The organism is Peribacillus sp. NPDC096622 (assembly GCF_044762665.1).
GTDB classification, from domain to species: Bacteria; Bacillota; Bacilli; order Bacillales; family DSM-1321; genus Peribacillus; species Peribacillus frigoritolerans_B.
Map to the genome: position 1 here is coordinate 369623 of NZ_JBIWES010000002.1, position 12542 is coordinate 382164.

The 12542-nt window shown below is 44.1% G+C and carries 10 protein-coding genes; 9 read left to right on the forward strand and 1 reads right to left on the reverse strand.

Going from position 1 to position 12542, the window contains the following annotated elements; genetic code table 11:
* Window positions 1–8: 8 nt before the first annotated feature.
* Window positions 9–2948 (reverse strand): formate dehydrogenase subunit alpha, encoded by a 2940-nt coding sequence (fdhF, locus tag ACIQYG_RS05160; RefSeq protein WP_402835961.1) that lies wholly within the window; start codon window positions 2946–2948, stop codon window positions 9–11.
* Window positions 2949–3281: 333 nt separating this feature from the next.
* Between fdhF and ACIQYG_RS05165 the strand changes: the two genes are divergently transcribed.
* The 9 genes from ACIQYG_RS05165 to ACIQYG_RS05205 all read left to right on the forward strand — a co-directional run bounded on the left by ACIQYG_RS05165 (window position 3282) and on the right by ACIQYG_RS05205 (window position 12474).
* Complete coding sequence (locus ACIQYG_RS05165; protein ID WP_095390832.1) at window positions 3282–3644, forward strand: Na-translocating system protein MpsC family protein; 363 nt, start codon at window positions 3282–3284, stop codon at window positions 3642–3644.
* Window positions 3645–3699: 55 nt separating this feature from the next.
* Window positions 3700–4497: a formate dehydrogenase accessory sulfurtransferase FdhD gene (gene fdhD, locus ACIQYG_RS05170; RefSeq protein ID WP_402835963.1), complete on the forward strand. Its 798-nt coding sequence runs from the start codon at window positions 3700–3702 to the stop codon at window positions 4495–4497.
* Between the two features lie 147 nt (window positions 4498–4644).
* On the forward strand, window positions 4645–5517 hold the full coding sequence (locus ACIQYG_RS05175; protein WP_402835965.1) for a LysR family transcriptional regulator: 873 nt from the start codon (window positions 4645–4647) through the stop codon (window positions 5515–5517).
* Between the two features lie 155 nt (window positions 5518–5672).
* Window positions 5673–6599 carry an AEC family transporter gene (locus ACIQYG_RS05180; protein WP_402835967.1) on the forward strand — a complete coding sequence of 309 codons (927 nt, stop codon included), beginning with the start codon at window positions 5673–5675 and terminating at the stop codon, window positions 6597–6599.
* A gap of 420 nt (window positions 6600–7019) precedes the next feature.
* Entirely contained in the window at window positions 7020–8042 is a 1023-nt protein-coding gene (locus ACIQYG_RS05185; protein ID WP_402835969.1) for a tripartite tricarboxylate transporter substrate binding protein, read from the forward strand.
* Window positions 8043–8098: 56 nt separating this feature from the next.
* Window positions 8099–8554 carry a tripartite tricarboxylate transporter TctB family protein gene (locus ACIQYG_RS05190; protein ID WP_402836349.1) on the forward strand — a complete coding sequence of 152 codons (456 nt, stop codon included), beginning with the start codon at window positions 8099–8101 and terminating at the stop codon, window positions 8552–8554.
* Window positions 8555–8572: 18 nt separating this feature from the next.
* A complete protein-coding gene (locus ACIQYG_RS05195) occupies window positions 8573–10099 on the forward strand; it encodes a tripartite tricarboxylate transporter permease (RefSeq protein WP_402835971.1) in 1527 nt (508 codons plus the stop codon).
* Between the two features lie 79 nt (window positions 10100–10178).
* Window positions 10179–11810 carry an ATP-binding protein gene (locus ACIQYG_RS05200; protein WP_402835973.1) on the forward strand — a complete coding sequence of 544 codons (1632 nt, stop codon included), beginning with the start codon at window positions 10179–10181 and terminating at the stop codon, window positions 11808–11810.
* Window positions 11767–12474 carry a response regulator gene (locus tag ACIQYG_RS05205; protein WP_402835975.1) on the forward strand — a complete coding sequence of 236 codons (708 nt, stop codon included), beginning with the start codon at window positions 11767–11769 and terminating at the stop codon, window positions 12472–12474. The genes ACIQYG_RS05200 and ACIQYG_RS05205 overlap by 44 nt, the downstream gene beginning before the upstream one ends.
* Window positions 12475–12542: the final 68 nt, after the last annotated feature.

The following is a 12542-nucleotide window of genomic DNA, read 5'->3' on the forward strand; positions in this document are numbered from 1 at the left end:
CTCCTTGTTTATTTATCCGTTAAGTGAACATACCCTGGACGGGCCCACTTACGTTCGACCTCGACACCATTTTGAGGATGACGTTTTTTGTTCCGTGGATTGGTACCCGGTAATGGAATGTCTCCGCTTGCGCTTAATACTTCCATGCGGACCATCGTCTGTTTGTAAGCAGGCGTGCTTGTGCGTCGATCATAGATGGGACCGGTCAGGAAGTTGATGGCAGAGTCTTTATCGACGGAGTTCATCGGTAAAAATAGCTCATTATTTTTAACGCGGTCTGTGATCAGGGCTTTTAACTTAACTGCCCCAAAAGGAGACACTAAGCGAACGAGACCGCCATCACTGACTTTTCGTTCTTTGGCAAGTTCCGGTGAAACCTCAACGAAAATATCAGGTACTTTCGATTGGATTCCGTTGGATTTGTTCGTCATATTGCCTTCATGGAAATGCTCCAGCATGCGTCCATTATTGATATGAAGGTCATATTCTTCCGGGAATTTATGAGGTTCCACCCAGTCCGCCAGTGCAAAGCGCGCTTTCTTATCAGGGAAGTTGAAGCCATCCACATAAAGTAGCGGCGTACTTGATCCATCATGGTTTCCCCAAAGGAAGCTGTTCCATCCTTCCAGCACTTCGTAATTCGCTTGGCTGAATATTGGTGACAGACTTGCCATTTCGTCATAGATTTCACTAGGGTGAGTGTAATTCCAATTCGCACCTAAGCGGTTGGCGATCTCTTGAGTGATCTCCCAGTCCGCTTTAGAATCTCCCATAGTGGGAAGAGCTTTATATAAACGCTGTACACGGCGCTCTGTATTGGTGAACGTTCCGTCTTTTTCAAGAGATGGAGCGCCGGGCAATACCACGTCGGCATACTGGGCTGTCCTTGAAAGGAAAATATCCTGGACAACAAAGAAATCCAATCCGGATAACACTTTATCGACATGGTTTGCATCCGCATCAACAAGTGCCATATCTTCACCTACAAGATACATTGCCTTCATGTCGCCTTTTTCTATCGCTTTAAGCATTTCAATATTGTTCAAGCCTGGTTTGGCGTCGATTTTCACTCCATAGGCTTTTTCGAATTTAGCACGTGCGACGTCATCGGTAACATGCTGATATCCCGGAAGCCATGTTGGAAGGGTACCCATATCGCAAGCGCCCTGTACATTGTTATGGCCGCGGAGCGGATAAGCTCCAGCTCCTGGGCGACGGTAGTTACCTGTAGCTAATAACAGGTTGGAAATTGCAGCCGAAGTATCGGAAGCGCCGGTGTTTTGTGTAACGCCCATTCCCCAGAGAATGCATGTTCCGTCAGCATCACGAATGGTCTCAGCTATTTGGATCAATGTTTCTTTTGAAATACCTGTGTGTGTTTCTGCATATTCCAGGGTATATTTCTCAAGTACTTCTTTATAATCGTCGAAGAAGTTAACATTTTCATTGATGAAACCTTGATCATGCCAGCCTTGATCGATCATATATTTTGTAACCGCCATCAACCAAACTTGGTCTGTTCCTTGTTTTGGACTGATATGGATATCGGAACGCTCGGCCATTTCGTTTTTGCGAATGTCAGCTACGATCAGTTTTTGTCCTTGAAGCTTGTGTGCCCGTTTAACGCGTGTCGCCAGTACGGGATGTCCTTCTGCCGGGTTAGCCCCAACGATGATGACAAGACCTGCTGCGGCGATATCCTTGATCGTACCAGCGTCTCCGCCCATGCCGACTGTACGGAACAGTCCGTCTGTTGCCGGGGATTGACAGTAACGCGAGCAATTGTCGACGTTATTCGTTTCGAACATTTGCCGTGCCAGTTTTTGAATTACATAGTTTTCTTCATTCGTGATCTTGGAAGAGGAAATGAAACCTACTGAATTTCCGCCGTATTGCTGTTTGATCGAACCCAGTCTGGATGCAACCAAATCAAGTGCTTCATCCCAGCTTGATTCAACGAATCTTCCATTTTTTCGAATCAGGGGCTTTGTCAAACGTTTTTCAGAGTTTACGAAGTCCCAACCGAATTTCCCTTTGACACATGTGGAAATCGCATTGACGGGTGCTTCATGAGTAGGTTGGATTTTAAGGATTTTACGGCCTTTTGTCCAGACTTCGAATGTGCATCCTACCCCACAGAACGTACAGGCCGTTTTTGTCTTCTTCGTCCGTGTCTCACGCATTGCCGCTTCAATCTCCGAAATGGCAAAAATCCCGCTGTATCCAGGTTCCACTTCTTTGACAAGGTCGATCATTGGCTCAAGCATATCGTTTTTCAAACCTGACATGAAACCAGCCTCGCCAAGCATCGATTTTTCCATTAATGCATTACATGGACAAATGGTTACACACTGTCCGCAGCCTACACAAGATGAGTTATTGATTTCCGTTCCTTCATCCCAGATTACCCGAGGCCGTTCTGCTTCCCAGTCGATGGACAGCGTCTCGTTGACCTGAAGGTTTTGGCAGACTTCGACACATTGCCCGCAGGCGATGCATTGATTGGCATCATAGCGGTAAAATGGATGGGACATATCGACGGCACCCAATTCCACTTTCGGTGTGTAAGGATATTTTTGGTGTTCAATTTCCATTAATTCTGCTGTGTTATGCAGTTTGCAATTTCCGTTATTATTATCACATACAGTGCAGTATAAAGAATGGTTTTCCAGGATCCGGTCCATGGCCTCGGTTTGGGCTTCTTTGGCCTTCCTTGAGTCCAAGGCTATATCCATGCCGCTCACTGCTTTTGTCGAACATGACCGGACGAGTTTCCCATTAACTTCGACGATGCATGTGTCGCATGTTTGGATCGGGTCCACCTCAGGAACATAACAAATCTGTGGATGAGCTATCTCATTTTGGTTGATGACCTCCAGTATTGTAGCTCCTTCATTAGCGGTATAATCCTTCCCGTTGATTTTGATGGTGATGTTTGAATCGATCATTATATTTCCCCCTTTTATAGCCAAAAAGACGCAAAAAAACCACCATGATTACACCTCCGGCTCTTAACGGAAATGTAGGTCATGGTGGAATAGTTTAATAGCAAAGCTTGCCAATATACCAATCCATACCATAATGGATAATGTTAAAAAAGATAGGACACAACAGTACACTATTATGCTCCCAACTTTCATCAATGATATTATACCTTTAATTATTAAAAGAAACAATCCTGGAAAGAGGATATCATTCCCAAATTCCTTTCGTTTTTCTTCGCGTTGATTTATGATAAGAAAATTGAGAACTTAATTTTCTTGAATTGGAGTGACGCAACGGTGTCTAAAGTTATCCATGAATTCAATGATATGATTCGTAAGCTTCGCAAGGAACTATTCGGCAAAGGACCGGAACGCATACACACGGTTTTCGTGGAAAATATGGCCGTTTCCACGTTATATGGGAATTTGACTCCTACGGAAATGTTCATATCAAGATCAGAGGAAGGACGGGATATGGTCCATTCTGCACGAACCAAAATGGTTCAGGATGTATATTCGGAGAGTCCTCCTGATGGAATGGAAGAACTGGTCGGAGCTAAACTGCTCCATTTGTTTTCAGACATAAAAATCAAAGAAAACATAGCGATTTCCGTATTCGTATTTGATAAGAATATAGCGGACAAACTCAACGGGCATTGACCATGTTCCTTACATATTGGTCAATTGGCTCCTGGATATTAAAAGGAGTGGGAACATGAAAGCGATTGAAATCAAGAGGGACATCATCCGGATAACCAAAGGTAACATCGAGCGGACGGAAGATGCGATCGTAACGGAGCATCCCGTTACTGTCAAAATAAATGGCCCAGAATTCGTCACGATGGTTTGTACACCTGAATACATCGAGGATATGGTGATTGGTTATTTGGCTTCGGAAGGAATCATCAAAAAATATGATGAGATAAAAGAAATCTGGGTCCAGGAAAAAGAAGGCTTTGTTCATGTGAAGACGGATAAAGTGAATCCCTATTTCCAGGAATTTCAAAATAAGCGGTATATTACATCTTGCTGCGGAATGAGCAGACAAGGTTTCGTCTTTGTAAATGATGCATTGACTGCCAAGAAAATGGATCATGTTTCGGTGAAACTGACTCCTGATGACTGCTTCCGCTTGATGAAGGATTTACAAAATTCTGCCGTCACCTTCCAGAACACGGGCGGAGTCCACAATGCCGCTTTATGTGATGTCGATGGCCTCGTCTTAAGCAGGATGGACATCGGACGGCATAATGCCTTGGACAAAATATACGGCCATTGCTTGAAAAATGGTATTTCGATAAAAGGGAAGGCTATCGTTTTCAGCGGCCGGATATCATCGGAAATTCTCTTGAAGGTGGCGAAAATCGGCTGTGAACTGATACTCTCGAAATCCGCTCCAACTGAATTGGCCTTGGAGTTGGCTGAAGGATTGGGAATCACGACGGTCGGGTTCATTCGTAATGATTCACTGAATATCTACACATGCCCTGAAAGAATTCAATTGAATGACTGAGCGTCCTCCGCTAGAAAGATGCTTATCGGAAAGTCCTGCCGGTTTGGCCTGGGCTTTTTTTGTATTTGTAAAAGGATATATCCAACATGCCATTTATGGTACAGTTTTTATAAAACATTCAAGGGAATGCGTATCGGGGGAAGGTTTATGAACGAAAGGGATTGGCATATCTTAAAGGTGTTGCATGAACACAAGAATATTACTAAAACGGCGCAAAGTTTATATATCTCACAACCTTCTTTAACGAAACGGATTCAACAAATAGAGAAGGAATTCAATCTAAAGATTGTGGAGCGGGGAACAAGGGGGGTGCAGTTCACCCCTCAAGGGGAATATTTGGCCATCTGTGCAGATGAGATGCTGATCAGGCTCCGGCAGATAAAAGAGACAGCATTCAATATGGGTCAGGAAATCAGTGGAACATTACGGCTGGGTGTTTCCAACTATATTACGCTGCATAAATTGCCAGGCCTGCTGAAATTATTTCGTGAGCGATTTCCTAAAGTGGATTTCCATGTGACAACTGGATGGAGTAAAGAAGTGCTGAACCTCATTTATAACGAAGAAGTGCATGTCGGGATTGTTCGGGGGGACTATCAATGGTCAGGATCAAGGCATCATCTTTTTGAGGAAACGATTTGTATTGCTTCCAAGGAAGAAATCGAAGTCCAAAACCTGCCTTTCCTGCCGAGGATCGATTATGGGACAGATGCTCTTTTGAAAACAATGATCGATAACTGGTGGAGAGACAATTTTTCTGGACCTCCTTTGGTGGGGATGGAAGTGGACAAAGGTGATACATGCAAGGAAATGGTCAGGAATGGCCTGGGATATGGCATCCTCCCCAGTGTTTTATTGGAGAAAGACCAACATCTCCGTCAAATGGACATTAAGGATAAGCAAGGTAATCCCCTTATCAGGAATACGTGGATGTTATATCATGAAAAGTCGCTGGAATTAAAGCTGGTCAAGGAGTTTGTCAAATTTGTCAAAGGCGTCGATTTCATGAGGGATATTTAACTGGAAGCGCAGAAACCTCTGTGCTTTTTTTGTCATTCCTTTTTCGAATGGATAACGATAATTTATTGGTATTTTAATTATGGTTATTACGGCATTATGATAGATGGGAGATGTAAATCATCAGGAATTTGCCTAAGGAATGGAGAGGAAGTCAAGTGAGTGTCCTGTTTCTGATCGTATTGAATGTCATTGTACCGGTTTTTTTCCTTATAGGGGCGGGGGCCATCCTTCATCGTAAATTCAAGCTGGATATGAATACACTGTCTAAATTGAATCACTTCCTGCTCATGCCCGCCATTAGTTTTGTCAATATCTATCAAAGCAAAATGGGCGGGGGGATGATCGTTCAGATATTCAGCTTCCTTGCTCTTCAAGCAGTAAGCCTCATCATAGTTAGTACAGTGATTGCTAAACTAGCCAGGTTTGATCAAAGCCTTTCGGCCACGTTTAAAAATAGTGTAGTCCTGAATAACTCGGCCAATTTCGGGTTACCGGTCAGTCAGATGGTTTTTAATGGAAATCCTCTTGGCCTGTCGATCCAAGTCATCGTGATCATTTTTCAAAACCTGCTGACCTATACCTATGGATTGATGAATTCCGTTTCCGTCCATACAAAAAGTGCAAAGGGTGCCATTCGCGAGTTCTTGAAGAACCCCGTCATTTATGCTTTATTGCTCGGTTTAATATTACAGGCAGCTTCTTTCGAAATCCCTCTGTTCTTATGGACCCCGATTGATAATATCGCGAGTGCCTTCATAGCCATCGCCCTGATTACATTGGGTGCACAGAGTGCCTATTTGAAAATGACGCATTTCCCGCTTCCGCTTATCCTAAGCTTGGTGGGGCGATTAATACTCTCACCATCCATCGCCTTCCTGATCATCCTCATCTTGGGCTTGGAAGGGACTGTCGCTCAAGGGTTATTTATCGCAAGCTCATTTCCCACATCAAGAAACAGCGCATTATTCGCTTTGGAATATGACAATCATCCGGAGTATGCAGCACAGGCAGTCTTGATGTCGACTTTATTCAGCAGCATAACGGTAACGATGGTCGTATATCTATCAAAAATACTATTCTAGCAGGGCTACTTAAAAGTGCAGTCTCTGACTGTAGACAAACTCGATGAAAATCAAGTTTGTCTACAGTTTAAAGTGTTTGTAAAATCGAACCGTGATTGGAACGTAGGGCACTCGCTTTCCGCGGGCGGTCCGGGAGCCTTCTCGGCGTTCTTTACGCCTGCGGGGTCTCCCTTGGACACGCATTTCCCGCAGGAGTCTCGCACCTTCCGTTCCAATCACTTTGTTTAATTTAGATAGAACCCCTTTTGTCTACAAACTGGGACTGCTCTGAAGGAGCAGTCTTTTTCCCCTTTTCCTTCGAGAAAAACTTTATGGACAATATGGAGGTTTTGGAATTTATGCATTTTAGTTGGGCAATCAGTGAAAACGAAGATATTTTTGTAGAATTAAGAAAACGCTTTCAAAAGGGGGATTATTACTATGTTTTCTTGTAAAAAGATTTCAGCGTTACTATTGGCAGGTTCGTTAGCTTTAAGTTTAGGTGCATGCAGCAGTTCGGGTACATCAGGAGAAAAGAAAGAAGATACAGGTTATCCGAAAAAAGCGATAACAATCGTTGCTCCATCGGGCGCAGGCGGAGGATGGGATTTAACCGCCCGTTCATTTACAAAGGTTTTGGGCGAGACAAAACTGGTGAACCAGCCATTGACCGTCGAAAACAAACCCGGTGGCGGGGGCGCTGTCTTCATGGCGGATTATGCAACACAGCAAGCGGATAACAATGACATGCTGTTCGTGAATTCACCGCCTGTCATCATCAATAACCTTAAAAAAGAAGGCAACAGTCCTTATGGATATAAAAACACGACTCCTTTGGCGCAGCTGACAAAGGATTATGGGGCGATAGTGGTAAAGGCGGATTCTGAATTCAAGGATTTGAAATCAGTGCTCGAAGCGGTAAAGAAAGACCCGCGTAAGTTGACCTTTGCAGGGGGATCGGCTCCGGGATCCATGGATCATTTGATTTCCATTCTTCCAGCCTATGAATATGGCCTGAATCCAACTGAACTTAAATACGTCTCGTACGACGGCGGCGGGGAAGCAATTACGGCATTGCTTGGCGGAAATGCGGATGTGATCGGAACGGATGCATCCAGTGTCAGGGAATTTTTAAAAGCAGGAAAGATTAGAGTGTTGGCCGTTACCTCGAATGAACGTTTAGGTGGAGATCTAAAGGACATACCGACGGCAAAGGAACAGGGTGTTGATGCTGAATTCACGATTTGGAGAGGCGTTTTTGGACCCCAGAATATGTCTGGTGAAGCGAAAACCTTTTGGGACGGAACCATTGAGAAGCTAGTTGAAACTTCTGAATGGAAAAAGGAAGTGGAAGTGCAAGGATGGGAACAAGAATATAAAAATAGTGAAGAATTCAGCAAGTTTTTAGAAGAACAGGAGAAACAGGTGCAGCAATTGTTAGAAGCTTTGGGCATGGAAAAATAAAGAGAAGAAGGAGGTGCATTCACCTTCTTCTTATTTTCTGAAATGGAGGGATTATGATGGATGTTAAATTTGATCGCTTTGCTTCTGTAGCCTTTCTGGCTGTCGGAGTGCTGTTCATGATAGGAAGCAGGAAACTGGACACTTCTTCTTATGGAAGTTCGGTAGGACCGGACATTTTCCCTTTTGTATTGGGGCTCGTTCTTTCTCTTTTAAGTGTTCGCCTGTTCTATGAGGCATTTCGGGGCAAGGGGCAGGAATCACATAAGGAAAAGCTGCAATATAAATCCTTTATCATCATTCTGCTCTCCACCTTGATTTATATTTTGACATTGGAAACGATAGGATATGTCATTACGACCTTTTTGTTTTTATTTGTTTGCTTTCAAACGATGGAACGAAATAAGTGGGTGAAATCGCTCATCATTTCCGCAGGGTTTTCCGGGATCATTTATTATTTATTCGTGAATGTACTAAAGGGAACACTGCCGGGTTGGCCAATCTGGTTTTCATAAAAGGAAGGGGGATGTGAAGTGGGCACTTTTGATTATTTAATGCATGGATTTGAAACGGCACTAACTTGGTATAACATACTTTTTGCATTTGTCGGAGTATTGATCGGTACGGCTGTCGGTGTTTTGCCGGGGATCGGGCCGATGAGCGGTGTGGCTCTTTTAATTCCGGTAACCGCTTCGATTACAGGTGGGCTTCCTCCAGAGCAAGCGGCCACAAGCGCCATCATTTTACTTGCAGGTGTTTATTATGGAGCGATGTATGGAGGGTCGACAACTTCGATCCTATTGAATACACCTGGGGAATCTTCTTCAGTCGTCACCACATTGGATGGCTACCAAATGGCGAAGAAGGGAAGAGCCGGGAGTGCTTTATCCATTTCGGCAATCGGTTCCTTCGTCGGAGGGATAGTCACCCTTATCGCCATGATTGCCTTGGCTCAGCCATTATCGACGATTGCCATCAAGTTCGGTCCGGCGGAGTATTTTTCGCTCATGCTTCTAGGGTTGGCTGCAGTCAGCGGCCTCGCTGGAAAATCCGTAACCAAGGCACTGATCATGACGGTTTGCGGTTTGTTGATCGGGACGATAGGCATCGATAATGTTTCCGGGATCGCCCGATTTACATTCGACATTCCTTGGCTGTATCAAGGGGTCGAATTCCTGACGATCGCCGTTGGTCTGTTCGCCCTTGGAGAAGTATTCAAGACAATCTTGGAAAAGGACGAGGATGATGGGGAAATTGCAAAAATCAATAATTTGATTCCTTCCAAAGAAGAATTCAAGGAATCCGCGGGGCCGATTGCGAGGGGGTCGCTCTTAGGTTTCTTTGTAGGAATCCTGCCGGGTGCAGGGGCCACTCTTGCTTCTTTCTTCTCATACCTTATGGAAAAACGGATTTCAAAAAAACCTGGGAGATTCGGTACAGGGGCGATCGCTGGTGTGGCCGGTCCTGAAACGGCCAATAACGCGGCTTCTGGCGGAGCGATGATACCACTATTGACGCTGGGAATTCCAGGTTCCGGTACAACGGCGATTTTAATGGGTGCGCTCATGATGTACAATGTTCAGCCAGGTCCATTATTATTCGAGGACCATCCCCAGGTGGCTTGGGGACTTATCGCCAGTATGTTCATCGGGAATCTGATGCTCCTGATCCTTAATCTCCCACTCGTTAAGGTTTTTGCGAAAATCATTGAAACGCCAAAGAAGTATTTGATTCCGATCATTATCGCGATTTCGATTTTTGGTGTTTATGCGGTACAAGTATCGACTTATGATTTATTGCTATTACTAGGATGCGGGATCTTGGGATATTTCTTAAGTAAAAATGATTATCCAATCGCCCCGTTGGTATTAGGACTGGTTTTAGGACCGATGATAGAAAACAATATGCGCAGGGCACTGACGATATCCGATGGGGATTACAGTTTGTTTTTCACTCGGCCGCTTTCGCTGACATTCCTGATCGTAACGGCATTATGGCTGCTCATTCCGGTTTTACTTAAGAAGAGAGGGAAGGATGTTGTCATCAATATTGAAGGTTAATCGATATTTTCTGAATGTTGTGAAATAACCCCTTTTTTAAAGGGGTTATTTTTTATATGATGTAAGTAGAGGTGATTGAATGCGTTTACACACCAAGTTGATGCTCGGCATTTGTACGTTAATCATCTTAATGGGTGGAATCTTTGAAGTTATTTTCATAAATATCCTGGAAAATAATCTGAAGCAGGAAACAGGGGAAAAAGCATTGTCGGTTGCCCAGACCATTTCTTTGCTGCCTGAAATTAAACAAGCTTTTCGAACGGATAATCCTTCTGTAATCATCCAGCCCATCGCGGAAAGAATTCGCAGGCAGATCGATGCGGAATTCATAGTAATAGGTGATGAGAACGAAACACGGCTGTCCCATCCAGATCCCGGCTTGATCGGAAAGAAAATGGTTGGGGGAGATAACGCCGAGGTTTGGGATGGGAAATCCATCATCACGGAGTCCACTGGCACATTGGGACCTTCCATAAGGGGGAAATCCCCGATAATCGCCAATGAAAAGGTCATTGGTGTCGTCTCAGTTGGCTACCTACAGGATGATATTGAAAAAGAAGTGTCCAGTATACAAAGAAAAATCGTCTTGATCATCTCTTTTATATTAATCGGCGGTTTGTTGGTAGCCTTTTTCATTTCATTCAATATAAAAAAAGCGATATTGGGTCTGGAGCCGAAAGAGATCGCCTGGATGTTTCAAGAGAAGCAGGCCATTTTGGAATCCATTCATGAAGGCATCATTGCCATTGATGTTCATGGGAAAATCACGGTCGTCAATGAAACGGCGCATAAAATCCTTCATATCCCTAAAGATGTCAAACTTCGCGGGCAAAAAATCGAAGAAGTCATAACGCATACACATTTGCTTGATGTAGTAAGCACGGCGCGGGCCGAATATGACCAGGAATTCATGATTGACGGTGAAGTTTTTTTGGCAAGCCGGATCCCCATCTTGAATGGACAGGGTGAAATCATCGGTGCAGTTGCAAGTTTGAGAAATAAATCGGAACTATCCAATCTCCTTCAAGAACTGTCACATGTAAAGGCGTATGCAGAAGGACTGAGGGCCCAGACGCATGAATATTCCAATCGGCTTTATACACTGCTAGGCTTGATTCAACTCGGTTCATATAAAGAAGCAATGGAGTTCATATCGAAGGAAGTCGATGTCACCCAAGGCTTCATTCACTTTCTGATGAAGGAAGTACCTGATCCGGTTATTGCCGGGTTCATCTTAGGGAAGGTAAGTTTAGCAAGCGAGCTGAAAATTGACTTTACCATCGATAGAGAAAGCAGCTTTAAAGATATTCCGTCCGAAATAGATCGGGATTTATTAGTGACGATCATCGGCAATCTCATCAATAATGCCTTCGAAGCTGTACGGGAAAACGAGAGGGAGGAAAAAAGGGTATCGTTGTTCGTCACGGACTTGGGTAAAGAGTTGATCATAGAGGTTGAAGATAATGGAAAAGGGATGAACTCAGATGTTACCGAACTGATATTCCGGAACGGTTTTACGACGAAAAGCCATCAAACCAATTCAGGTATAGGCTTGAGCCTTGTTCAGGAAGCAATTGATGGATTAGGGGGGTATATCACTTTTTCGACGAAAGAAGGGGAATATACGATCTTTACCGTAGCTATACCAAAAAACAGAGGGGGATTAAATGATGGCCAATCGCGATATAGAAGTTCTGATCGTCGAAGATGACCTGCGGATTGCCGAGATACAAAAGCTATTCATCGAAAAGCTTGAGGGATTTCAAACGATCGGAATCGCGTCAAGCTATGACGAGGCTAAAAGCTTCATTGAAATCATTCAGCCGGATCTATTGCTGCTCGATATGTATTTTCCGGATATGAATGGGCTCGATATCCTGAAAGAAATCAAGCAGCAAAGCAAACAAATGGATGTCATCATGATAACGGCGGCTAAAGAAATCGAAAAAGTCCAGGAAGCCATCAAGATCGGCATATTTGATTATATAATCAAGCCTGTAGCATTTGAACGTTTCAAGCAGTCCTTACGCCGATATCAAGAATATCACATTAAACTGTCTGAATTGGAAAAGGGCAATTTCCCCGTAACGCAGCAACAGGTGGATAAGCTTTTGCGAAAGGAAATGAAAGAAAAAGAGAGGGAACAAACTTCACTGCCAAAAGGAATCGATCGGATGACTTTGGAGAAGGTGATGGTTGTGTTGGGGAAATCCTCCCCGGGGTTAACTGCAGAAATAGTGGCGAAGGAAATCGGGGTGAGCAGGACAACGGCAAGGCGGTATCTGGAGCACTTGATGTCAGAGGAAAAAATTGATGCCGATTTAACATATGGCACAGTAGGACGTCCTGAACGGGTTTATGCCATCAAGACATAATGGGTTCGCCAAGCGGCGGATCTTTTTTAATGTGTTTGATCGAACGACTGGTTCTCACCACGAACATC